The organism is Streptomyces sp. HUAS CB01 (genome assembly GCF_030406905.1).
GTDB classification, from domain to species: Bacteria; Actinomycetota; Actinomycetes; order Streptomycetales; family Streptomycetaceae; genus Streptomyces; species Streptomyces chengbuensis.
On sequence record NZ_CP129137.1, the window covers coordinates 7,707,136 to 7,730,894 of the forward strand.

19 protein-coding genes are annotated in these 23,759 nt (G+C 75.1%); 8 read left to right on the plus strand and 11 right to left on the minus strand.

Annotated features, from left to right (window positions below):
* Positions 1–204: 204 nt before the first annotated feature.
* A complete protein-coding gene (locus QRN89_RS35690) occupies positions 205–846 on the plus strand; it encodes a lamin tail domain-containing protein (protein ID WP_356948677.1) in 642 nt (213 codons plus the stop codon).
* 418 nt (positions 847–1,264) lie between these two features.
* Here the strand turns inward: QRN89_RS35690 and QRN89_RS33765 are convergent, their stop codons facing one another.
* Positions 1,265–1,555: a phosphotransferase gene (locus QRN89_RS33765; RefSeq protein ID WP_290353209.1), complete on the minus strand. Its 291-nt coding sequence runs from the start codon at positions 1,553–1,555 to the stop codon at positions 1,265–1,267.
* Positions 1,552–3,207, minus strand: a complete 1,656-nt coding sequence (locus tag QRN89_RS33770) for an alpha/beta hydrolase (RefSeq protein WP_290353210.1) — start codon at positions 3,205–3,207, stop codon at positions 1,552–1,554. Before QRN89_RS33770 ends, QRN89_RS33765 begins: the two co-directional genes overlap by 4 nt.
* A 255-nt stretch (positions 3,208–3,462) precedes the next feature.
* On the opposite strand from QRN89_RS33770, the gene QRN89_RS33775 reads away from it, so the two are divergent.
* A complete protein-coding gene (locus tag QRN89_RS33775; protein WP_290353961.1) occupies positions 3,463–3,798 on the plus strand; it encodes a polysaccharide lyase beta-sandwich domain-containing protein in 336 nt (111 codons plus the stop codon).
* A 24-nt stretch (positions 3,799–3,822) separates the two neighbouring features.
* Here the strand turns inward: QRN89_RS33775 and QRN89_RS33780 are convergent, their stop codons facing one another.
* The 3 genes from QRN89_RS33780 to QRN89_RS33790 form a co-directional block, all read right to left on the minus strand.
* Positions 3,823–5,580 (minus strand): ricin-type beta-trefoil lectin domain protein, encoded by a 1,758-nt coding sequence (locus QRN89_RS33780; RefSeq protein ID WP_290353211.1) that lies wholly within the window; start codon positions 5,578–5,580, stop codon positions 3,823–3,825.
* A gap of 139 nt (positions 5,581–5,719) precedes the next feature.
* Entirely contained in the window at positions 5,720–7,807 is a 2,088-nt protein-coding gene (locus tag QRN89_RS33785; protein ID WP_290353212.1) for a SpoIIE family protein phosphatase, read from the minus strand.
* Between the two features lie 225 nt (positions 7,808–8,032).
* Positions 8,033–8,824 carry a uracil-DNA glycosylase gene (locus tag QRN89_RS33790; protein WP_290353213.1) on the minus strand — a complete coding sequence of 264 codons (792 nt, stop codon included), beginning with the start codon at positions 8,822–8,824 and terminating at the stop codon, positions 8,033–8,035.
* Between the two features lie 1,024 nt (positions 8,825–9,848).
* On the opposite strand from QRN89_RS33790, the gene fusA reads away from it, so the two are divergent.
* From fusA to QRN89_RS33805, 3 genes are all read left to right on the plus strand, one after another.
* Positions 9,849–11,948, plus strand: coding sequence for an elongation factor G (gene fusA, locus QRN89_RS33795; protein WP_290353214.1), 2,100 nt, complete (start codon positions 9,849–9,851; stop codon positions 11,946–11,948).
* Positions 11,949–12,035: 87 nt separating this feature from the next.
* Positions 12,036–12,632, plus strand: a complete 597-nt coding sequence (locus tag QRN89_RS33800; protein ID WP_290353215.1) for a hypothetical protein — start codon at positions 12,036–12,038, stop codon at positions 12,630–12,632.
* 121 nt (positions 12,633–12,753) lie between these two features.
* Complete coding sequence (locus QRN89_RS33805; protein WP_290353216.1) at positions 12,754–13,614, plus strand: universal stress protein; 861 nt, start codon at positions 12,754–12,756, stop codon at positions 13,612–13,614.
* A gap of 63 nt (positions 13,615–13,677) precedes the next feature.
* Here the strand turns inward: QRN89_RS33805 and QRN89_RS33810 are convergent, their stop codons facing one another.
* The 3 genes from QRN89_RS33810 to QRN89_RS33820 are packed head-to-tail and all read right to left on the minus strand — an operon-like array spanning position 13,678 to position 16,347.
* Positions 13,678–14,703: an NAD(P)/FAD-dependent oxidoreductase gene (locus QRN89_RS33810; RefSeq protein ID WP_290353217.1), complete on the minus strand. Its 1,026-nt coding sequence runs from the start codon at positions 14,701–14,703 to the stop codon at positions 13,678–13,680.
* The gene (locus QRN89_RS33815) at positions 14,700–15,257 is read right to left on the minus strand and encodes an isoprenylcysteine carboxyl methyltransferase family protein (RefSeq protein ID WP_290353218.1); all 558 of its coding nucleotides are present in this window, start codon (positions 15,255–15,257) and stop codon (positions 14,700–14,702) included. Before QRN89_RS33815 ends, QRN89_RS33810 begins: the two co-directional genes overlap by 4 nt.
* A 7-nt stretch (positions 15,258–15,264) precedes the next feature.
* A complete protein-coding gene (locus tag QRN89_RS33820; RefSeq protein ID WP_290353219.1) occupies positions 15,265–16,347 on the minus strand; it encodes a type III polyketide synthase in 1,083 nt (360 codons plus the stop codon).
* 76 nt (positions 16,348–16,423) lie between these two features.
* On the opposite strand from QRN89_RS33820, the gene QRN89_RS33825 reads away from it, so the two are divergent.
* Positions 16,424–17,314, plus strand: coding sequence for a UbiA family prenyltransferase (locus tag QRN89_RS33825; RefSeq protein ID WP_290353220.1), 891 nt, complete (start codon positions 16,424–16,426; stop codon positions 17,312–17,314).
* A 36-nt stretch (positions 17,315–17,350) separates the two neighbouring features.
* Here the strand turns inward: QRN89_RS33825 and QRN89_RS33830 are convergent, their stop codons facing one another.
* Positions 17,351–18,094, minus strand: coding sequence for a YqjF family protein (locus tag QRN89_RS33830; protein WP_290353221.1), 744 nt, complete (start codon positions 18,092–18,094; stop codon positions 17,351–17,353).
* Positions 18,095–18,892: 798 nt separating this feature from the next.
* Here QRN89_RS33830 and QRN89_RS33835 point away from each other — a divergent pair.
* Positions 18,893–19,810 (plus strand): S1 family peptidase, encoded by a 918-nt coding sequence (locus tag QRN89_RS33835; protein WP_290353222.1) that lies wholly within the window; start codon positions 18,893–18,895, stop codon positions 19,808–19,810.
* A gap of 176 nt (positions 19,811–19,986) precedes the next feature.
* Here the strand turns inward: QRN89_RS33835 and QRN89_RS33840 are convergent, their stop codons facing one another.
* Positions 19,987–21,603, minus strand: a complete 1,617-nt coding sequence (locus tag QRN89_RS33840; protein WP_290353223.1) for a phospholipase D family protein — start codon at positions 21,601–21,603, stop codon at positions 19,987–19,989.
* Positions 21,579–22,151, minus strand: coding sequence for a neutral/alkaline non-lysosomal ceramidase N-terminal domain-containing protein (locus QRN89_RS35695; RefSeq protein WP_356948678.1), 573 nt, complete (start codon positions 22,149–22,151; stop codon positions 21,579–21,581). Before QRN89_RS35695 ends, QRN89_RS33840 begins: the two co-directional genes overlap by 25 nt.
* Before the next feature lie 535 nt (positions 22,152–22,686).
* Between QRN89_RS35695 and QRN89_RS33850 the strand changes: the two genes are divergently transcribed.
* Positions 22,687–23,694, plus strand: coding sequence for a serine/threonine-protein kinase (locus tag QRN89_RS33850; RefSeq protein WP_290353962.1), 1,008 nt, complete (start codon positions 22,687–22,689; stop codon positions 23,692–23,694).
* The last annotated feature ends 65 nt before the right edge of the window (positions 23,695–23,759 follow it).

Here is a 23,759-nt window from a genome sequence, read left to right on the forward strand (position 1 = left end):
AAAAGTTTTGTCAGGTGATGTCGCTATTGTCCGTGCCGTATACAGCTGAGCGTTACGGAAATATCCGTATTTCGTAACACGGGGTGGTTCAGGGGCTTATGGGCGTGTCGCCCGGCCAGTGTGTGCGACCTCGGCACAGGCCGGGAGCATGGTCCGCCCACCGGCCCCAAGGCCGGACCGGGCACTGAGGTGAAGGGCATCCGCATGTCTGCTTCTCGTAACGTCCGTCGTCTCGTGGCGGCGGTCCTGGCGTCCGGCGCGATGGTCGGCGCGATGGCCGTGCCGGCTTCCGCGGACAACGGCCACGACCGCCGTGACGGGCGCGACCGTCAGGCCGGCCACAGCCGCCACCACGACGACCGGAACCGCTCCGACCGCGACAGGTTCGACGGGGACCGGTCCCGTGGTGACCGGTTCGGCGGCGATCGGTTCGGCGGTGACCGGTCCCGTGGCGACCGGTTCGGCGACGACCGGTTCGGGCGCGACCGGCGTTCCGGGGTCCTCATCGGCCAGGTCCAGCACAACAACCCGCGTCGTGACTTCCGCTCCAACCGCAGCCTCAACGCGGAATGGGTCGAGGTGACCAACACCGGTCGCCGGGCCGTCGACCTCGACGGATGGACCCTGACGGACAGCGACGGCAACCGCTACCGCTTCGACGACCTCCGTCTCCCCGCCCGCTCCAGCGTCCGCGTCCACACGGGCCGTGGCTTCGACACCCGGCACGACGTCTACCAGGGCCGCCGGAACTACGTCTGGGACAGCCGGGACTCGGCCACGCTGCGCGACAGCCGCGGCCGCGTCGTCGACGTCGAGTCCTGGGGCCGCGGCTTCCCCCGCCGGTAGTCCCCAGCGGGCGGCCGCACCGCGACGCCTCGACGCGGCCGTACCGCCGCACGAACGCGGCGGACCGGGCCGGGGCCCGGCCCGCCGCACCGTGCCCGTCCCCGGCCCTCCCGTTCCGTCCGGATCCGAACGGGCGGACCGGGGGCTCCGGCCCCTACCCGATCGGCTGTCTCCCGGACGGCGTCCGCGACCGGCCCCGGGACCGGTGGTCGCTCAGGACCTCGCGGACGACGTGGCCGGCGGTGGCCGCCCTCCTCGGGTTCGTCTCCCGATAGGACCGGAGCTCCGCCAGCGCGATCGACAGCGCCCACCCCGCCCCCCCGTCCAGGTCGCCTCGTCGCCGCCCAGCGCCGAGCGGAACGAGGCGCGCGCCTCCGGGGGCAGGACGTCCCAGGCCACGATCAGGTCGACCGCCGGCTCACCCCAGGCCCGGACAGCCCAAGTCGATGACGGCGCCGAGCCGTCCCCCGACGAGCAGCAGATTCCCCGGCTGAAGATCCGCGTGGGCCCAGACGCGCGGACCGTTCCACCCGGGGACGCGCAGCGATGCCTCCCACGCTGCGACCGCCGCGCCCGCGTCGACGGTCCCGTCCGGCCCGTCCAGGGCCCCGATCGCGGCGCGGGTGTCGGCGTCCCTCGCGGAGAGCGGCTCGGCGCGGTAGGAGACGGGCCCGTCCGAGGTGTCGACCCGGTGCAGCGCGGCGCTCAATTCCCTTCGGCCGCGCCGCCCTTCGCGCCGCCGGCCGTTCCGCCGCCGCCGGTGCCGACGCCGCCCCTCGGCCGCGACTCGCTGAACGGACGCACCTCCTGCCGGCAGGTGGTCCCCTCGGGCGGGAGGACGCCGTCGACCAGGTAGCGCCGTTCGTGGTCGTCCACGCACAGACTCGGATTGACGACGGACGAGTGCCCGTATCCCTCCACGGTCAGCAGACGTGCGTTCGCCAGCTGACGGGTCATCGCGAGCGCACCCTGGTACGGCGTCGCCGGGTCGTACGTGGTGTTGACCACGAGCACCGGGTTCGCCGTGGGGCGGTTCCACGGGCCCGTGTACGGGGAGGCGGCCGTCGCCGGCCAGGTGGCACACGGCTCGCTCGCCCAGGCGACGGCCCGCCCCAGGTCACCGGCCCGGCCGTAACTGAACTCCGCCAGTTCGGGGAAGCGCTGCGGATCGCGCGGATTGGGGCTCTCCGAGCAGCGGATCGCCTCGATCTGCTCGAACGCCGGGTACGGCAAGGGGCCTTCCGGGGCCGCGGGTTCCTGCGGGGGCCGCCACTGCCACAGGTCCTCCAGCGCCCAGGCCAGGTCGTACCAGCCCGGGTCGACGGCGTAGAGGCTGCTCAGTGCCGTCGTGACGGCTCTGGCGTACGTCCACGCCCCCTGCGCGCGCTCCTGGAGGCGCAGCATAAGCCGTTCGAACTTCTCGCGGGTCGCCTCGGGACTTCCGGCGGAGAACGCGCAGCGGTCGGCGGGGGCGCGCCCGCAGTGGTCCAGGAACTGCCGCAGGGTCGCGGCCGACCCGAGGTCGACGTCCTCCCGCAGGAACGTCGTCAGCCGAGGTTCCGCCGTGGCACCCCGGTCCACCCAGGCCCGCGGGTCGATGTTGCTGTCCAGGACCATCGCCCGGACCTTTTCGGGGAACAGATTGGCGTAGGTGGCGCCCAGGAACGTCCCGTACGACACCCCGAGGAAGCTGAGCTTCTCGTCGCCCACGGCCTGCCGGAGGCGGTCCAGATCGCGTGCCGTGTCGGTGGTGGAGACGTGCCGCAGCAACTGCGGGTCGCGCTGCTCGCAGAGCCGGCCGAGGTCGGCGTAGGCGTCGACCCATGCCTTCGTCTCGCTCTCGCCGACGGGGAACCCGAAGGGTATGCGCTCCAGCCACGCGTACGCCTCGTCGGTGGTGGGGAAGCAGCGGACCGCGGTGCTCTCGCCGACCCCGCGCGGATCCCAGCTGGCGATGTCGAAGCGCTGCCGGAGTTCCTCGGGGAAGAGTTCGTACCACTGGGGCAGTGCCTGGGTTCCCGCTCCGCCGGGCCCGCCGGGGTTGAAGAAGAGGGTGCCGAGGCGCGGCCCCGGGCCCGTCGCCCTGTGCCTGATGACGGCGAGGTCCACGGCGCGTCCGGTGGGTCTGCGGTAGTCCAGCGGAGCCTTGGCGGTCGCGCAGTCGAAGCCGGGGGACTCCGCGCAGGGGCTCCAGCCGAGGGCCGGGACGGCGCCCGCGGGGGCCGGTCCGTCGGCCGGTCCGGAAGCCGGCGCGCGGACGGGAGCGGGGGCAGGCCCGCCGACCATGGAGGCGCAGACGGCGGCGGCGACGGCGACCGCGGCGAAGCGCCCGCGTCCGGCAGGGGATCGGGGTATGTGCATGCTCATCCTTTGCCGCCGCGACACCGGGCGTCGTCTGCCGTCAGGAGCGTTCGTCCCGATACCACGTCGGCCCCCACGCTCCCGCAACCCGCCCGCGGCCGAATGGCCGTCACCCGTCGGGCGGAGCGCCCCTGCTGAGGGACCGTCGTCCCCCGCGGTGGGCGGCCTCCGCCTCGTACCGCGGGTCCGTCGGCCACCCGCCCGCCACGGGGAGGGCCGGAGGGCCCGGTACCCGGAGCGCCCGGCGGAAGCGCGATCTGGTCGAACGATCGATTCGGTGCTCTCTATGCGTCCGCGCCCCCCACCGGCGTCACCTTCTGGAGCGCCGGCACGGTGGGGCCCGTCACGGCGAGCGGGCCGGTGAGCGTGCAGATCCGGGAACGTCGCGACGGAACGGCCGTCGTCTCCGGGGCCGACCCCACCCGTACGGTCCGGGGCCTCACCCTCACCCGGCGGCGCCGGGTCACCGCCGTGCTCTCCACGGCACCGGCGGTGACCTCGACGGGGACGGGCGCGGTCTTCACCGCGGCCTTCGGCGACCTCGGCGGCAGCCACGGCGCCACCCACACCCTGAACGTCCGCACGGCCTGAGCGGGATGCCCGTCCGCGGCCCGCCTACCGCGACGTGCCCGCGTTCCACCGCTGGTCGGCGTCGCCGTCGAGCCGGTCGAACCCCAGGGACCCGCCCCGGGGCTCGAGGGCGAATTCGGGATCGATCCGCGGACTGAGCACGCCCGCGCCGTCGACGTCGAACTGCAGATTGAGGCCGTTGCGGCCCTCGACGGACGTGCACGACCAGATGCCGGCACCGCGGTCGGTGTCCCCGCGCGAGTCGAGGCAGAACGCGGGATCCGCGCTGTTGCGCAGCAGACCGTTCGACTCGAGCCGCCACTTCTGGGTGGTGGCTCCGTTGCAGCCGGTCGTGATGACGTCGGTGCGGTTGGCCATCACCCCGTCCTCGACGTCGAGGCACAGACCCGTGCCGGCGTTGACCACCGGCTGGTAGCCCCCTCCGGGGACGATCGGCGCCGGAATCGGCGCCACGCTCCTCGTCGGCGTGGGCGCCGCGGACGCGGCCGGGGGCGGGGTGCGCGTCGGCGAGGGCGTCGGCCGCACGGAGGGCCGGGCGCTGGGGCTCGTCGACAGGGTCGGGACCGGGGCCGGGGCCTCGAAGGTGGGGGACGCCCCCTCCGCGGTGGGCGCCGACGCCGCGGGCCCGCGTGCCGCGCCGGAGTCCCCGGAAGCGGCCACCAGGGCGGTCCCCGTGGCGGCGGAACCCGCGACCACGACGGCGGCGATCAGCAGGACCGAACGGGACGGCAGGCGCACGCTCCACCACGGCGCCTCACCGGCCGGCGGCTGCCGGGGACGGTCGGGGACCGCTGCGTCCGCCCTTTCAGCCGCGGGCCCCGGCCCGCTCCCCGGCGCGGACGCGGGCGCGGAGCCCTGCGCGGGCACGGCCCCCGGCATCCCGGAGACGGTCACGTCCCCGAGCGTCGCGGACACCGGCAGACGCGCGGTGTACTCCGCGCCGCCCCAGCCCAGCAGATGCTCGGCGAAGACCATACGGGGGTTGTCCGTCATCCGGGTGAGCTCGGCGACCACCCGGGTGCAGCGCGGACACTCGGCCAGGTGCAGCGTCAGATCCCCGCTGCGCCGCCGGTCGACGGGCCGGGCCGCCGCCTCGATGATCCTGCGGTACCCCAGGCAGCGCTTGTCGCCCCGCTCCAGGTACGCCTGGAGAAAGGCCTGGCGCATGGACTCCGGCGCACGGAGCCGCAGATCGGGGACGAGGTCGGCGCGGACGCCCAGACAGCCCGCGACCACGGAGTCGGGCTCCTGGTCCACGACGGCGTACCAGAGCACGCCCCGGGTCAGTTCCGGCAGCCGGTAGAAGGCGGTGAGCACGGCGGCCGCGGCCTCCTGTGCGGACCCGGGTGCCGGCGGACCGGACGCGGTGGCGGACCCGGCGGTCTCGCCCGCACCGGTCGCGGCGGTCGCGTCGGTCCATGCGGCGAAGTCGGCCGAGAGCCTGTCCCGGCGGCCGTCGCGGGCCCATTCGGTGCCCACGTGCCGGACCAGCATCAGCAGATGGTGGCGCCAGTGCCCTCGCGGTTCGATGCCCCGTCCGGCCTCGTCGGCGGCCAGGCGGAGGGCGTGGACGGCCAGTTGGTTGCCGGCGGTCTGGTTGCGGCCGCAGAGCCGGGCGTAGGCGAGGACCGCGGGCAGATGGCGGCGCTTGAGCTCCTGGATCGCCGGGTGGGCGCGCGGGGCACCGGAGCGGATCCGTTCCCCCAGCTCCGCGTCCGACAGCGCTGAGTCGTCCGGCTGCCCGTGCGCGCGCAGCGGACCGGCGTGGTGGAACTCTGGCACCCTTGCGTCTCCTCGTCCCCCGAGGCATGGCCGACCCGCCCCGCCCCGGGGCGTTCCGGTTCACTTGCCTGTAACAAGGGCCCATGGTGGATCAGCGGGACCGGCGGGGAAAGGTGTTTCCGCGGGTAAGTCGTCGTGGTCAGGCCGCCGGTGGACCGCCGGACCGATCCGGCCGGCCGACGCGGGCAAGGACCAGTACCGTGTCGTCGTGCGGCGGTCCCGGCAGCAGCCGCGCGAGGATCCGGTCCGCCGCCTGCTCCAACGGCCCCGAGGAGCGGGCCAGTTCCGCGCGCAGCCGCGCCGTGCCCTCGTCGATGTCCTTGCCCCGCGCCTCGACGAGGCCATCGGTGTACAGGGCCACGGTGGAGCCCGGCGGCAGGTCGATCCCGGTCGTCGTGAAGGGATGGCCGCCGACCCCGAGCGGCACGCCCAGCACCGCGTCCACCGTCTCCACCGCGCCGTCGGGCAGCAGCACCAGGGGCGGCGGATGGCCCGCGTTGCCGATGCGGGCCCGGCCGCTCCCCGGGTCGTACATCAGGTACAGGCAGGTGGCCAGTTCGATGTCCGCCTCCTGAGCGCAGGCGTCCAGTTCGGCGAGCAGCACGTCCGGCGCGTCGATGTGCCGGGCCAGCGTCTTCGTCGTGATGCGCAGCCGTCCCATGTCCGCGGCGGCGCGCACTCCGTGCCCCATCACGTCGCCGACGACGAGCGCGACGCGGTCCCCGGGCAGATTGATCACGTCGTACCAGTCGCCCCCCACCTCGGTGGCATGACTGCCCGGCACATAGCGGTGCGCCACTTGCACATGGGGACTGTCCGCCAGGCTGGTGGGGAGCAGCGCCCGCTGGAGCGTGAGGGCGATGGTCTGCACCCGGCTGTAGAGGCGGGCGTTGTCCAGACAGAGCGCCGCGCGGGAGGACAGCTCGGAGGCCAGGCTCAGGTCCTGCTCGTCGAAGGCGGGACGAGCGGCGGAGCGGCCGAACATGGTGAGCCCCTGGACGGTCCCCCGGGCGATGAGCGGGGTGATGACGATGCAGGCCAGGCCGCTCTCCAGGAGGATCCGTGCGCGCGCCTGGTGGAGGACGGTCGTCGTCGCGAACTGCTCGTCCACGGGGAAGCAGACCGGCCGTCCCGTCCGCAGCACCCGGTGGATCCCGGACCCCGGGGGGTAGGTGACCGTCTCCAGCCCGCCCACCAGCTCGGGCGCCGGGGGCGGCAGCACGGTGCCGGCCGCGATCCGGTGGGTGACCAGCGGCAGTCCCGGGTCGAACACCTCGGGCTCGTCCATCCAGTCCACGAGCTCCACCACCGAGGCGTCGGCGAAGTCCGGCACCGCCGCGTCGACCAGCTCCCGCGCGGTGACGTCGACATCCAGCGACGTGCCGATCCGGGCCGTGGCCCGGTCGAGCAGGGCCAGGCGCTGCCGTGCCGCGGTCGCCGCGAGGATGGCCTGCTCCCGCTCCGTGACGTCCACCATCAGCCCGCCGAGTCCCGGCCGGGTGTCGCCGGCCTGGCTCAGCGGGAAGAGGCTCACCGAACGTACCTGGTCGCGGTCGGGCCGGCCCGGAGTGCGCAGCCCCACGAGCGTGCCCACGACGGGGCGGCCGCCCGCGGCGACGTCACGGACCATCCGCTCGTACTCGCCGCCGTCGGAGGTGATCATGATCTCCGCCATCGGCCGTCCGAGGTGGGCGTCGACGGGCAGGCCGTCCATGTCGGCGAGCGCCTGGTTGAGATGGACGTAGCGCAGGTCCTCGTCGAGCATCAGCAGACCGATGGGGCAGGTCTCGAACAGGGCGTCGAGGAAGGCCAGATTGGTCTTCACCCGGTCGAGCTCGTCTCCGCGGGCCGCCAGCCCCAGGACGACCGATGAGCCGGTGGGCCCGGTGACGGGGAAGACCCGGAACCCGCACCCGAAGACCGTGCCGTCGCGATGCCGTGCGGACAGCCGGCCGCGCCAGTACCCGAGAGTCCGGGCCCGTTCGGTGAGACCCTCGGCGGCGCCCGCAGCGCCCGGCGGGGGCTCGGGGAACAGGAGGCCGGCGGGTTCGGCCAGGACACCCGCCGCCTCGTGCCCGAAGAGGTCCTCCGCCCCGGGGCCCCAGAAGCAGATCCGCTCCTCGGCGTCGACGCCGAAGACCGCGACGGGCACATGCTCCAGCAGCGCTCCGGGTTCCGACCGGAGCGGACCGGGATCGGTGTCGGCACGCGGCCGACCAGCTGGCACCGGATGATCCTTTCCGCCTGAGGCCGCCGGCGGCCCACCGTGAACCGGTGGACGGTACCGGGGCGCCTCCCTGGCACCCATTGTGCGGACGCCGGAGCGGCACTGCCCACGTCACGCCCCCTCCCGCGCGCGTCGGCCGCACCGTGCCCACCGCCCGTACGCCCCCGACCGGCGGTGATCGCTGACGGTCACCGCCGCTTCGCCGGGCGTGCCCGCAGGTCGGCGTCAGCGTCGGACCGGCAGCTCCGCGAGTTCGGCGGCCCGGCGCAGCACGCCGACGAGCATCGGGAAGGTGAGCCTGCCGGTGTACGTGTTGCGCCGGCTCGGGTGGTAGCTGCCCAGCAGGTGCAGTGGACGGGCGACGCCCTCGCCGCCCGGCAGGACGACGTGCGCGCCGTGGCCGAAGACCGGACGAGGCCGGGGCATCGGCCGTCCGGTGTCGCGGATCGCCGGGAGGACGGCCTGCCAGCCGAAGCCGCCCAGCGCGACCACGGCGCGCAGGCGGGGCGCCAGCAGCCCCAGTTCGGCCGACAGCCAGGGACGGCACGCGTCGCGTTCTTCCGCGGTCGGCCGGTTCTCCGGGGGCGCGCAGTGGACGGGCGCGGTCAGCCGCACGCCGTGCAGCGTCAGGCCGTCCCCGGTGTGCCGCGACGTGGGCTGCGAGACGAGACCGAGTTCGTACAGCGCGGCGAAGAGGAAATCGCCCGTCGCGTCGCCGGTGAACATCCGGCCGGTCCGGTTCGCCCCGTGCGCCGCCGGAGCGAGACCGACCACGGCGAGCGACGCGTCCGCAGGGCCGAACCCGGGGACCGGCCGCCCCCAGTACTCCCGGTCCTGGAACGCGGCGCGTCTGACCCGGGCCACTTCCTCGCGCCACGCGACGAGCCGGGGGCACGCCCGGCACCCTGGCACCAGGCCGTCCAGCTCGTCGAGGCGGGTGCAGCGGGGCGCGTGGCGGGCCGGGAACGACGTGTCGTCGGCGCCGGAGGCGGCGGCGGGGTCGCGCGGTCGCTCCATTCCCCCCACGCTACCGGGGCCCTGTGCGCCGACCGCCTCGGCATCCCGTCGTCCCGTTGCGCCTGCCGGGGCCGGGGGCCGGGGGCCGGGAACGGCGGCGGGGCGCGGGCGGTGTCTGGCACACCAGCCGGGTTCGGCTCGCGGGCCGCTCGCGCGAGGGCGCGCGGGGCGGGCAAACCGCGCTCTGTGCGGGACGGGGTCGGCACGAGCAGCCTGCCGAGGTCCCGGCGGCCGGTTTCGGGTGGGGGCGGGCGTGCCCGGGCAGCCTGGTGCGGCGACCGCTTCGAGAGATGGGGCGCGCGTCCCGGCCCCCGTGGTCCGGTGGCCGTCCCCGGTCCGGAGTGACGCCGGCCCGGTGCCTTACCCGCGGGCGGCGGGGACCCTCTCCGGGTACGCCGGAGCAGGTCCGGACGTGTTCCCGCCGTACCCGTACCCGTGGCCGCGTGTCTGCTGCCGGGCCGGCGAGGTACGGGCCCTGGCCGGGACCGGAGTCGGCGCGGAGCGGGGCGCGTCCGCGCCCGCACCGGTCGTCCGGTGAGGGCTGCCCGGACCTGCGTCGGGCGGGCCCGGCACCTTCGCCGTCCCCCGGGTGCCGTACGGCACGCCCGCCGCCGGCGCGGAAAATCCCGCGCGCCCCTCGGTGCCGGCTCCCTACACTCGGCTCACGCGCCGTGACGTCAACGCCGCGCGCACCGCCAGGAGTTGCACCGAGTGAGGGGGGACCGGACATGCGCTGCCGCATCGCCACCGTCGTTCCCCGGTCGCGGTACGACGTGATCCTGGTGTCTCCGGTTCGCCGGTGACGGCTGCGCGGCCGCCACCGGAGCCCGCGACGACCCACCCCACCGACCGCCGCCCGCCCGTCGAGCCCTGCTCGTCGCGGTGCACCGGGGCGCTGTCGTGCCCCGAAGACGCCTTCGCCGGCGTTGCGTCAGGGAATGCCCTCGGCCGTGTCAGGCCGCCTCGTCCGGGAATCGCGCTGCCCCGAACCACCCACCTCTCGATCACCGAAAGGCCCCGGGCCGTGCGCAACGACCTTCGACCCCAAGCCGTCGACCCTCTGACCACCGTCCGCAACCTGGGCATCCTCGCCCACGTCGACGCCGGCAAGACGACCGTCACCGAGCGGATCCTGTACCTCACCGGCGCCACCCACAAGCGCGGCGAGGTCCACGAGGGCACGACCGTCACCGACTTCGACCCCCAGGAACGCGACCGTGGCATCACCATCTTCGCGGCGGCCGTCAGCTGCGACTGGGACGGCCACCGGATCAACCTGATCGACACACCCGGCCACGTCGACTTCTCCGACGAGGTGGAGCGCTCGCTGCGGGTCCTCGACGGCGCCGTCGCGGTGTTCGACGCCGTCGCGGGTGTCGAGCCGCAGAGCGAGTCGGTGTGGCGGCAGGCGGACCGGCACGGCGTCCCGCGGATCGCCTTCGTCAACAAGATGGACCGCGCGGGCGCCGATCTCGACGCCGCGGTCGCGTCGATCCGCGCACGCCTGCACACCGTGCCCCTCGTCGTGCAGCTGCCGATCGGACGGGAGGACGGGTTCACCGGGGTCGTGGACCTGCTGCGCATGCGCGCGCTGGTCTGGCACACCGGCCGCGACACGTTCGAGGAGGGCCCGGTGCCCGACGTCCTGGCCGACGAGGCGCGGCGCCGGCGCAGACTGCTCGAGGAAGCGGTGGCCGAACTCCACCCGGCCGCCCTGGAGGAGTTCTGCGAACGGTCGCGGATCTCCGACGGGACCCTGGCCGGGGCCCTGCGCGAGGTGACCCACGACGGCGACGGCGTGGTGGTGCTGTGCGGCTCCGCCTACCGGAACCGCGGCATCGAGCCGCTGCTGCAGGCGGTCGTGGACCTGCTGCCCGCGCCTGTGGACGTGCCCGCCGTCCGGGGCACCCTGGACGGCGAGCCCCGGGAACGGCCCGCCGACCCGGCGGCACCCCTCGCCGCTCTGGTCTTCAAGGTGCACTCGGCGCCCACGGGACGGCTGACGTTCGTGCGGGTGTACTCGGGCACGCTCCGGAAGGGGGACACGGTGCTGGACGCGGGTGCGTGCCGTACCGAGCGCGTCGGGCGCATCCTGCGCGTGCAGGCGGACCGGCACGCCGATGTGGACCGCGCGGTCGCCGGCGACATCGTCGCCCTCGTCGGCGTCAAGTCCTCCCGCACCGGTGCGACCCTGTGCGCGCCGGAGGCCCCGCTCGTCCTCGAACCGCCCACCGTGGCCGCCCCGGTCGTCTCGGTGGCGGTCGAGGCGCGGCGCGGCCCGGACGCGGGCCGGCTGGCGTCCGCGCTGGCGCGGCTGGCCGAGGAGGACCCCTCACTGGCGGTCGGCACCGATCCGGAGACGGGCCAGACGGTGCTGTCCGGCATGGGGGAGCTGCATCTGGAGGTGGCGGTGGAGAAGATCCGGCGGGCCCACGGCATCGAGGTCGGAGTCGGCCGGCCGCGGGTCGCGTACCGCGAGACGGTCGTCCGGGGGGTGACCGGGCTGCTGTACCGGCACGTCAAACAGGACGGCGGCGCGGGGCAGTTCGCGCATGTCGTCCTCGACGTGGAGGCACTGGAGGCATCCGACGACGCCCGTACCGGCGGCACCGGCGGCTTCGCGTTCACATCGGCCGTCACCGGCGGGCGGGTGCCGCAGGAGTACGTCCGCGCGGTCGAGGCCGGCTGCCGGGACGCCCTCGCGGAGGGACCGCTCGGCGGCCATCCGGTGACGGGGCTGCGCGTCACGCTCACCGACGGGGCCACCCACCCCAAGGACTCGTCGGACATGGCGTTCCGCGCGGCGGGCAGGTTCGCCCTCCGCGAGGCGCTGCGCGCGGCGGAGATGGTGCTCCTCGAACCGGTGGCGGAGGTCACGGTCACCGTCCCGGACGAGGCGGTCGGCGGTGTGCTCGGTGACCTTGCCGCACGGCGCGGCCGGGTGTCGGGCTCGACGGCGCGGGCGGGCAGCGCGGTGGTGACCGCCACCGTGCCGCTGGCCGAACTGTTCGGCTACGCGTCGCGGTTGCGCAGCCGTACGCAGGGCCGCGGCACCTTCACGACCCGGGCCGCGGGCTACGCGCCGGTCCCGTCGGCGGTGGCCGAGGGGATCCTGCCGCGGTAGGCGTCGGCGACCCGGCGGCCCCGCGAGGGCGGGGCCGCCGGCCCCACGCGGCAGCGCACTGTCGGTGGCGCCCGCTACGTTCCCTCCATGGGCACGTATCTGGTGAGCGTCGGTGCGCGGGCATGGTTCGCCCGGGGCGAGGAGGACGACGACGAGGCGGAGGGGCCGGGCCCCCTCGCCGCCGCGCTGAACGAGGAGCTGGTACGGCGGGGGCTGCCGCCGTACACGTCCGTCCCCGGCGAACCGGGTGGGCGCGGACCGGGCTTCGAGGAGAAGTTCGTGGCCTCCATGGACGGCTACACGGCACTGTGCCGTTCGCTCCTGTCCCCGGAGGAGGAGGAGACCGTCTGCGGCTGGACGGTGCTGGTCCCGTTCTCCCTCGACGAACCGGTGCGACTGCCGATGGAGACCTCGTTCGCGGACGAGACCGTGGTCGCCGGCGCGCCGCAGGTCCTCGCGGCCCTGGAGCGACTCGAGGCGGCCGTCGGCCTGCCGGACGGGATGCCCTCCGCCGGCCGCAACCTCGAACTGACCGCCTGGTACCTCGACGCAGGCGCCAGGGCTGCGGCAGCGGCCCGGCCGGGGTCCTGGGGCGCCGATCCGGACACGGTCTTCCACGTCGCGCTGTACCTCCGCGCCGCCCGGTACTCCCTGCGGCACGGCTGTCCGCTCGTCCACACCTGACAGCGCGACCCCGCCGGGCTCCGGCGGCGACTCGGCCGGGTGGTCGACACCCGTGCTGCGGTGTCGCCCGCGCCGACGCACCCTGGAGCGAGGACCGCGGAGTTCGGAGCAGGGAGCACGGATGGCCAACGACGCCACGATGCCGAGCGGGCCGGTGCTGGCCGGCGTCGACCAGGGCGATCAGGAGTACGTGGTGCGCTGCGCGGCCGAGCAGGCCGCACTGCACGAGGTGCCGCTCCATCTGCTGCACGTCGCCGAGCACGACGGCACCCCGGCCCGGGGCGCCGAGGTGGTGGCGCCGCTGGAGGGACTGGTCCGCACCGGGTTCCCCGGTGTGGCCGTGACCGCGGAGGCGGTCGCCGGGCGCCCCTCCGCCGTGCTGGTCGAGCGGTCCGCTCAGGCGTCCTGGACGGTGGTCGGCCACCGGGGCAGCGGAGGTTTCTCCCGTCTTCCGCTCGGCTCGGTGAGCTGGCAGGTGGCCACCCACGCCTCGGGCCCCGTCATCGTGGTCCGGCCCGGCGACACCCCGCCGGACCCGGAGAAGCGCGTCGTGGCCGGTGTGGACGTCGCCGACTCCTCCGGCATCTCGGCGCACGCCCTCGACGCCGCCTTCGCCGAGGCCGCGCTGCGCGGGGCGAGCCTCGAACTCGTCCACGGCAGCTTCCACCTCGGCGAGACGCCGACCGGGCCCGGGATGGCCGCGCCCGACTTCGACGTCCTCGACGAGGCGGTCCGGGCGGCCCTGCAGGAGGAGGCGGACAAGCGCCGCGCCCGCTACCCCGGTGTCCCGGTGAGGCTGCACGCGGAACGGCTCCGCGCGGCGACCCTGCTGGCGGAGTCGTCGCGAGGGGCGGTCCTCCTGGTCGTCGGCTCGCACGGCCGCTCCGGACTGCGCAGGCTGCTGCTGGGGTCGGTGAGTTCCGAAGTCCTCCACACCGCCGCCTGCCCGGTGGCGGTCGTGCACACCGCGCACCCCGACTGAGCCGCACCCGCGCCCTGCTTCCCGGCCTGCTCGGCCGCCCCCCGGCGGGCGGATCGCACCCGGTCAGGCGAGGAGGTTGACACCCTGCCGGAACAGGCCGGGGAGCCGGGCGGCGATCGGCACCACCCGGGGTGCGAGGAACGGGTTCTCCCGGGCCCGCAGCAGACATCCCGTGAGCAGCCGGTACGAGCGGGACAGCCGCCGCCAGGCGCGTTCGTACTCCTCCGGCCGGCCCGCCCGTACACAGCGGACCAGCTCTCCGGCCGCGGTCAGTGCGAGCGTCAGCCCCTCGCCGGTGAGCGCGTCGACGTACCCCGCGGCGTCCCCCACGAGCAGCACCCGGCCGGCCACCCGCGTCCGTACGTCCTGGCGCAGCGGCCCGGCGCCGCGCACCGGGGTCGCGGCGGCGGACCGCAGCCGCTCCCGCAGGGCCGGGAAGCGGGACAGCTGGGCGTCGAACGGGGCGCGGTCCGCGGTGAGCACGGCGACACCGACGAGCCCGGAGGCGAGCGGCGTCACGTACGCCTCGGAGCGTTCGGCCCAGTGGACCTCGACCAGGTCGCTCCACGGGGCGAGGGCGTAGTGGCGGCGCAAGCCGTAGCGGGCCGCCCGTCGCGGAGCGGGCGGGCCGCCCAGTCCGAGGGCGCGTCGGACGGGGGAGTGCAGGCCGTCCGCGGCGACGAGGTACCGCGCCGTCAGATCGTCCGCGGTCACCCGCCGGCCGTCCTGGCGCACCTCGCCGAGGCGCCGTGCCACGAACCGTACGCCGAGGCCCGCGGCGCGCGCCGCCAGCGCCGGCTGCAGCTCCGTGCGGCGTACCCCGAGGCCGTGTCCGGCGCGGAAGCGCGCCTCGGCGGCCAGGGCGCCGGACCCGTCGGTGTAGCGGATGCCGGTGAACCGCGCCCCGGTGACGGTGACACCGAGTCCGGCCAGAGCCCGTACGGCGCCCGGCATCAGTCCTTCACCGCACGCCTTGTCCACCGGCGTGGGACGTGGTTCCGCGACGACGACCTCGAACCCGGCCAGTGCGCCGTGGATGGCCGTGGCCAGCCCCGCCGGACCGCCCCCGGCCACCAGCAGGTCGATCACCGCACCGCGCCCGCGGGCCCGCCGGCGGCCCGGGCCCCGCCGGTCAGCGCCGACTCCTCGCAGCGGATCCGGACGCCGAGCAGCGCCAGGTTGAGCGCGGTGAACGCCAGGGCCGTCAGCCACGCCGTGTGCACCAGGGGCAGGGCGAATCCCTCCACCACGACGGCCGCGTAGTTGGGATGGCGGAGCCACCGGTACGGGCCGGAGGCGACGAGCGGCAGTCCGGGAACGACGACGACGCGGGTGTTCCAGCGCGGGCCCAGCGTGACGATGCACCACCAGCGCAGCGCCTGGGCGGCGGCGGTCAGCGCCAGCATGGTCCAGCCGAGCGCGGGGAGGAAGGGACGGCCCGCGGCCCAGGGCTCGACGGCGCAGCCGGCCAGCAGCGCCGTGTGCAGGACGACCATGACGGGGTAGTGGCCGCGACCGTGCTCCACGCCGCCGTGGGCGCGGCTCCAGGCCGAGTTGCGGCGGGCCACCGCGAGTTCGGCCAGCCGCTCCAGGGCGACCAGCAGGACGAGGGCGAGGAACACGGTGGAAGTGGGGGCGTTCATCGGGGCATCACCAGCGCAGCAGGACGAGTTCGGAGGAGAATCCGGGGCCGAAGGCGAGCATCAGCCCGGGGGTCCCCGGCGCGGGCCGGCCGTCGCCGAGGGTGTCGCGCAGGACGTGCAGCACGGAGGCGGAGGACAGGTTCCCGGCGCGGGCGAGCGAGCGGCGGCTGGGCGACAGCGCGTCCTCGGGCAGCCCGAGCACGTCGTCGAGCGCGTCGAGCACCTTCGGCCCGCCGGGGTGGCACACCCAGGCGGTCACGTCCCGCGGCTTGAGGTCGTGCTCGGCGAGGAACGAGGCGATCTCCTCGCCGACATGGAGCCTGACCACCTCGGGCAGTTCACTGCCGAGCACCGGCCGGAGGCCCCATTCGCCGACGTCCCAGCCGAGGAGGTGTTCGGTGCCCGGGTAGAGACGGCTGCGGCAGTCGACGACCACCGGGCCGGGGCGCCGGGGTCCTCCGTCCGGGCGGCCGCCGTGGCGCGGGTGGTCGGTGCCGACCGCGACCAGCGCCGCGGCGCCGTCCCCGAAGAGCGCCCCCGCGACCAGATTGGCCATGGAGGTGTCCGCGGACTGCAGGGTGAGCGAGCACAGTTCCACGGACAGCAGCACGCCCACGTCCCCCGGCCGGCCGGCGAGCTGGTCGTGGAGGCGCGCCGTGCCCGCCGCGCCCCCGGCGCAGCCGAGGCCGAAGAGCGGTACGCGCCGCACGTCGGGGCGCAGGCCGGCCCCGGCGGCCAGCCGGGCGTCCAGCGAGGGCGTCGCGATGCCCGTGACGGAGGTCGACACGACGACGTCGACCTCCTCGGGCGCCACCCCCGCCTCGTCGAGGGCGGTCCGCACGGCCCGCGTGCCGAGGTCCCGCGCCACCTCCAGATAGGTGTCGTTGCACTGTCCGAAGCCGCCGAGGCGGCCGTAGCGGTCCAGGGGCAGCGCGAGATGCCGGGCCTCGACCCCGACGGAGGTGTGCACGCGCCGCAGCAGTCCGGGATCGGTCCCCGGCGGCAGCCGGCGGGCCAGCTCCTCCGCGATCTCGGCCTGCGTGTGGCGATGGGGCGGGAACACGGCGCTCACGGCCAGGACGCGGGTCATCGCCCCAACATAGAAGTCCGCTGACACAACGTCATGAAACGGTCGCATCGGGCGCGTCGTGACCTAGCGTGGCCCCGTGAAGCTCAGTGCCACCACCGCCTCCGAAGCGGCCCACGCAGCGCCGTCCGCCTCCTCGTACCCGACGGCCGCCGGTCTGCTGAGGGCGTGCCACCCGCTGCCGGCCGCGGTCGTCACCGGTCTCACGGCCGCACTCGCCATCGCCGTCGGAGGGCGCGGCCTGCCGGGCGGTGCGCTCACCGTGGGCGCGGTCGCCGCCGGTCAGCTGTCGATCGGATGGTGCAACGACCGGGCCGACATGAACCGGGACCGGGCGGCACGTCGGCGGGACAAACCGCTGGTGACGGGGGAGACCCTGCCGGGTGTGGTGGCCGGTGCGGCGATCGCCGCCCTGGCCGTCTGCGTCGTGCTGTCGGTGGCGTGCGGGCCGGTGGCCGGGTGCGTGCACACGGCGGGCGTGGCGGCTGCCTGGTGGTACAACCTGCACCTCAAGCGCACGGCGCTGTCGTGGCTGCCGTACGCGCTGGCGTTCGCGCTCCTCCCCGCCTTCGTCACCCTCGCGCTGCCCGGCGGGCCCTGGCCCCCCTTGTGGCTCATGGCCGCCGCCGGACTGCTCGGGACGGGCGCGCACTTCGTCAACGTCCTGCCGGACATCGACCACGACCTGCGCACCGGCGTCCACGGGCTGCCCCAGCGCCTCGGCCGGCGGCGCTCGGTGTGCGTGGCGGCCCTGCTGGTGCTCGCCTCGTCGCTGGTCCTGCTGGTCGGGCCCGACGGACCGGTCACCCGGCAGGGCTGGGCCGTTCTCACGGTGACCGTGCTGCTCTGCGCGCTGGCACTGCTGCGGCCCGTCCGCGACGCCGACGCCCGCCTCCCGTTCCTCGCCACCATGGGCATCGCCGCGGCCGACGCGGCGCACCTGGTGCTGCTGACCGCCGCCGTCGTCTGATTGAGGTTCACTGCCCGTGCCCGTGCCCGCGTCCGCTCAGCCGCGGCCGACCGGTCGGGCCACCCCCAGGCGTACGCCGTCCATCGGCTCCGCCGTGTGCACCAGCGCGGGGGCCCCGAGGGCGGGGAGACCGGCGTGGGCGGTCAGTGTCTCGCGCAGCTCCAGTACCTCGGCGCCGCGCAGCCGCCACGGCGGGTGCTCGACGCGCGTCTCCCACAGCACCCCGGCGTGGCGCGCGAAGGTCGACCACCGTGAGGTGAGCCAGTGGTCGAGGTCCGAAGGGGCGCCGAGCGGGGCCCCTTCACGGACCGTCAGCCGGTAGCCGGCGGCCGCTGTGCGGGCGTTCCGTGCGCGCCCGCCGCGCCGCCGTCCGGTGTAGGTGAGGGTGCCCTCGCCGGGACTCCGCCGGACGGACAGCTCCGCCCAGTGGAACGGGACGCCGAAGGCCCGGCCCGAAAGCATCAGGGGGTGTGCGGCGTCCAGAGAGAGGAACCAGACCCCGTTGCGCCCGTCCCGCGTTCTGACGTACGTCCGCAGATTCGTCTGCGGGAACGTCCCGCGCGGCAGCGGCACCCGCCCGAGCGGGTGCACCGACCGCATCACCAGGGCGACGAGGCTCACCCATGCGCGGCCGTCGAACTCGTCCGGCCGCAGCCCGGGCGGCAGCAGGGGCCGTACGGCGTCGGGCGGACAGCACCAGTGGACGTAGGTCTGCTCGGACAACCCGAGGGTCAGCGCGGTGAGTTCGCGGGGGACGAGCAACCGGAACGGTGCGTGCAACGTCTCCTCCTGTACGCGGCGGGAAGCGGCCCGTCGCCGGCCGTGATGTCCCGATCATCCGGTACGGCCCGCCGGGCACCGGCGCGATACGGCCGGACTTCGCCCCGGTTTTCTCCGTGAAGCCGTCGCTGCGATGCAATCCGGCCAGGCGTCTGCCTCGCCCGAACGGGGGCGAGCCGTGCGCAAAGGGGCGTCGGAGGCGCGTGACGGCCTCGGGTGACGACTCGACTCCCATGGCCGAGATCAAGCCATGATCCTTCCGGGGGTCGTCGATGGCCCCGAGGGGCGCGGTGCCCGGCGTTGCGGAAGCCACGGCGGCCGGCCCGCGTCGGGGCGGCTCCGGGCGCGGCCGGCGGAGCGTTCGCCGGCGTCGGCAGCGGCCCCCTGGGGGAGCGCCTGTTGAACCCTGAACTGCCTCCATGGCGCCCGGGTTCCCGCCTGTTCCCGGCACCCGGCCCGACGGCGCCCCGGTCCCGTGGGTCCCACGGCGGTGCGCTCTGTTGCCGGAGAGCAAATGAATGGATGATTCCGCTCGCCTCCGGATGGCGCGCGAGAACCGGCCGTTTCCGCGAGCGGAACCCGGTCGAGGTCAAGTCCGGCAAACGACTTGGTTGATGACCCGCCCGATGGACGCGCGTAGAGCGGCCGAAAGGCGATCTTGCCCAGGGTGCAACCGGAAGCCAGGATCCGTAACCACGGCATTGACAGGGGCATGGCGGAGATCCCGGTCCGTCGCTCCTGCCGGTGCCGGGGCCCGTCCACCCAACGGGCCCTCGGTAACCCCCACTGGAGGATGTAGTGAACATCAAGCGCTTCACCCCCCACGGCCGCTTCGCAAGAGGCGCGCGGCTGACCGCCGTTGCCTCCGCCCTGCTGGCGGCAGTCGCGCTTGCGACCCCGAGCGCGGCAGCCGACACCGCCCCCGCCCCGCGCGCCACGGCCGCCACTCTCGCCCAGGTCGGCCAGGCCGTGCTGAACGCCGACGTCCCCGGCACGGCCTGGTACACGGACGCCAAGTCCGGAAAGCTCGTCGTCACCGCCGACTCCACCGTCTCCGCCGCCGAACTGGCCGAGATCAAGGAGGCCGCCGGCAGCCGCGCCCCGGCCCTCGAGATCAAGCGCACCCCCGGCACGTTCACCAAGCTCATCGCGGGCGGACAGGCCATCTACGCCGGAGGGGGCCGCTGCTCCCTCGGCTTCAACGTCCGCAGCGGCAGCACCTACTACGCCCTGACGGCCGGCCACTGCACCAACATCGGCAGCACCTGGTACACCAACTCCGCCCAGACCGCCCTGCTCGGCACCCGCGCCGGGTCGAGCTTCCCCGGCAACGACTACGGCATCATCCGCCACTCCAACGCCTCTGCGGCGGACGGCCGCGTGTACCTGTACAACGGCTCCTACCGTGACATCACCGGCGCCGCCAACGCCTCAGTCGGCCAGTCCGTCCAGCGCAGCGGCAGCACCACCGGACTGCGCGGCGGCACGGTCACCGGACTCAACGCCACCGTGAACTACGGCGGCGGCGACATCGTCTACGGCCTGATCCAGACCAACGTCTGCGCCGAGCCCGGCGACAGCGGCGGCCCGCTGTTCTCGGGTTCGACGGCCCTCGGCCTCACCTCCGGCGGCAGCGGCAACTGCTCCTCCGGCGGCACCACGTTCTTCCAGCCGGTCACCGAGGCGCTGAGCGCGTACGGCGTGAGCGTCTTCTAGTCCCCGGCGTCACTCCGGGCACACCGGGCCGGCGGTCCGCCTCGTGCGGTCCGCCGGCCCTCCGCCGTCCCGGCCCGGTCGCCCGGCGCCCCACCGCGTCGCGGCTCTCCCTCGGTCCGGGCCCCGAAGGGCGGCGGGCTGCGAAGGGCTCCGGCACGTCCACGCGCACACCCCGGTCAGAACGCCCTGCGGCGCCGCAGCCGCATCGGACGGCCGTCCGGGTCGACGACCACCCGGTACAGCGGCGTCGCGAGCACCCGCTCCCATCGCGACAGCGGCGGCGGCCGGTAGGCGCGCAGCCGCCCCGGCGGCCGCGGACCCGTCCGGCCGCGCTCGTACCAGGAGTCCAGTGCCGCCGCCGCCGAGGCGAACGCCTCGAACGCCGCCGCGGGATCGCAGAGTTCGTCCGGCGCCTGCGGATCGTCCGGAGCCTCCCGGTCCAGGTGCTCCCGCGCCAGCAGCAGCCGGAGCTCCCTGGCGAAGCGGCGGGCGCCGTCGCCGAGGCCACCCGGGTCCCGTGGTTCCCGGGGGTCCGTCGCCCGGTCCAGGACGGCACAGCTCAGCTCGGAGTCGTGCGTCCAGGAGCGCAGGTTGACGTTGTCCGAGCCGGCCGCGGCCCACACGTCGTCGATCACGCACACCTTGGCGTGCACGTACACGGGGGTCCCGGCGTGGTTCTCCACCCCGTACACGGCGACCCGGTCCCCGGCCGCCTCCCGCAGGGTCTCCAGGGCGGTGATGCGCCCGATGAGGTTCATCGGCAGCGTGAGCCGGCCGTCCTGCTCGGGGACCGAGGGGATGACCGCGATCAGCCGCAGCCCGGGGTTGGCGCGGAGCGCCCGGGCGAAGTGCTCCACGACGTGCGGCGACCACAGGTACTGGTCCTCCAGGTAGATCAACGCCCGCGCCCGCCGCAGGGCCTTGAGGTAGGCCCGCGCGATGCTGCGCTCGCCGTCGGGCGCGAAGTCGTAGCCGCGCAGCAGCCTGTTGGGGTACGTGCGCAGTACCTGCACGGTGTGCGTGCCGCAGGGCGACGGGTCGGGCAGCTGACGCGGCAGCGGGTCCGCGCGGGTGTCCTCCCGGTGGAGCCACTCGCGCAGGCGGCTCAGCGGACTCCTGGTGAGCGGCGCCGGGTCCTGCCAGCGCTCCCGGAAGACCGTCTCGAGGTCCCCCACCGCCGGACCCCGCACCGCGAGTTGGACGTCGTGCCAGGGCGGGTGCGGACCGTACGCGTCGGCGATGGACTGCGAGCGCGCGTCGCCTCCGTGGCGGATGTCGTCGTTGCGGTTGTGGGACAGATCGATGCCGCCGATGTACGCGACGTCGAGCCCGGGCCGTCCTCGACGGCGCAGCACCACCAGCTTCTGGTGGTGCGAACCGCCGGGACGCACCCGCATGTCCAGCAGGTACTCGCCGCCGCCCGCCCGCACTTCCTGGCCGAGGTGGCGGTTCTCCTCCTCGCTGAACTGGAGACTGTCCAGATGGGAGTGCCACACCAGCCCCTTGACGACGACCCCGCGTTCGGCCGCCTCGCGCAGCACCGTGCCGACCTCGGTTCCCGGTCCCGCGAGCCGCTCGTCGCGGTCGCCGCGCCAGTCGGTGAACAGCAGCAGGTCTCCGGCGCGCAGGGCGCGAACGGCGTCGAGCAGTTCGCCGAAGTACGTCGCGCCGTGGACCAGGGGGCGCACGTCGTTGCCGTCCGACCACGCCGCGCCGTCGGGGCGCCGGCGGTCCAGCCGGGTGGCGGGATTGCCGCGTTCGGCGGCGGTCAGCAGCCAGTCGGCGGGTTCCACGGAACGGCACCTCCCACCTCCGGCCGCCGGGACCGGCCCTGGCGGTGCCGGCGGTTCCTCGTACGCTTTCCCGGCCGGGCGGTCTCCTTCGTACCACTCCCGGGCCGGCCCCGCAGCGGGACCGGCCCGGGACGGCGGCCGCCCGTGGGCCGGGGCCCGTCGGCCGCCGCGCCGTACGCGACGACGAACGCCCGTGACCCCTGGTGCTGGTGGATCCCGGACGTCTTCTGGCCGAAGATCGAGCAGCCCGTCATGCCGGACTCGGCGGCCTCGCCCGTGACGTCGGAGATCCCGCGCCCGACGAGGTGGTCGTCCCCGCCGGAGTCGCCCGGACCGGCGGCCCTGACGGGTGACGGCACACCGGCGGACGTCAGCCCGAGCACGGCGGCGGCGACGACGAGGAGCCGGCGCGAGGACCGGGAACGGATGGGGCGTGGAAGCTCCTGGGTGGGGGTCGGGGTCCATGACCACGCGGGACCGGCCGGCGCACGCACCGGCCGGGCGGCGCACCCGGGCGCGCAGTGCCCCGAAACCAGGGCGGTGATCACCGGGCCGCAGGAGTCCGTACCGGAGAGTGGACGACCGGTTCGGCCGGGTCGTGCCCGGGTGTCACGAGGCACCGGGAGCCCGGGCCCGGGGACCGGGCAGGTCAGCCGGCCGCGGGGCCGGGACGACCACGTCGTGCACGTGCCACGGGCCACGGGGAGCGGCGAGGTGGTCCGGGGCGCTCCACGGGAGGGGCGAGGCAGCGCGGCGGGAGGTCCGACGGGGCTCCGGCGCCAACGGGGTGGGGGAGCGGACGGGTTGGGCGCGCGGCCGTACCGGGGTCCCGTGCGGGCGGCTCCCGGCGGAGACCCGCCCGAGACGGCGCGACAGGTGTGCGACGACCGCCGGGGACGGCTGGGCGAGTCAGTGGGGCAATCGATAGAATTCGGACATGGTGCTCAGGCTGAGCGACCGCGAGCCCCGGGCCGGGAGGCCGCACGGCGGCGGTTCCCCATGACCCCGGCTTCGGACGACATGACCCCGGCCCCGGACGGCACGGCCCCGGCCCCGGACGGGACGCCCCCGCCCTCGGACGACATGAGCCTGTACTCGGGACGGCCGTCAGGGCTGATCGGCGCCCAGATCGCGGGCTACCGGGTGGAGCGGGAGATCGGCCGGGGCGGTATGGCGGTCGTCTACTGTGCCAAGGACCTGCGGCTGGACCGCACGGTGGCGCTCAAACTGCTCGCGCCGGAACTGGCCCGCAACGACACCTTCCGTCGCCGCTTCACGCACGAGTCGCGAGTCGCCGCCGCCATCGACCACCCGCACATCGTGCCGATCTTCGAGGCCGGCGAGACCGACGGCGTCCTGTACATCGCCATGCGCTTCGTCGCGGGGCTGGACCTGCGGGCCCTGCTGGACCGCGACGGCCCGCTGCCCGTCGCGACGGCCGTACGGATCGCCGCCCAGGTGGCGTCGGCGCTCGACGCGGCCCACGAGCACGACCTGGTGCACCGCGACGTCAAGCCGGGGAACGTCCTGGTCGCCAAGGGCACCGACAGTGACCATCCCGAGCACGTCTACCTCACGGACTTCGGGCTGACGAAGAAGTCGCTCTCCCTCACCGGCTTCACCACCGTCGGCGAGTTCGTCGGCACCCTCGACTACGTCGCACCGGAGCAGATCTCCGGGCGGCCGGTCGACGGCAGGTGCGATCTCTACAGCCTCGCGTGTGTCGTCTACGAGACCCTCGCCGGCAGTCCGCCCTTCCAGCGCGACGAGGACGTGGCACTGCTGTGGGCGCACCAGTACGACCAGCCCCCACCGCTCACCGAGCGCCGGCCGGACATCCCCCCGGGCGCGGACGAGGTCCTGGCGAGGGCCCTGGCCAAGGTGCCCGACGACCGCTACGACTCCTGCCTCGAGTTCGTCGCGGCCCTCCGTGACGCCGCGACCACCCGGGCTCCCGCGCCGGCCGCGGCCCGGGCCGTGCCCACCCCGACGCAGGTGGTCCCCGGCCTCGCCGAGGTCGCGGAGGACGCGGGTCCGCCACCGGACCCGCCCGCGTGGGCCCGCCCGGTCTTCGTCCCGCCGGGCGGATAGCGGCGCCGGACTGACGGGCGTCCCGCCGGGCCCGCGGTGAGTCGACCGGGCCACGGCAGGGCGGT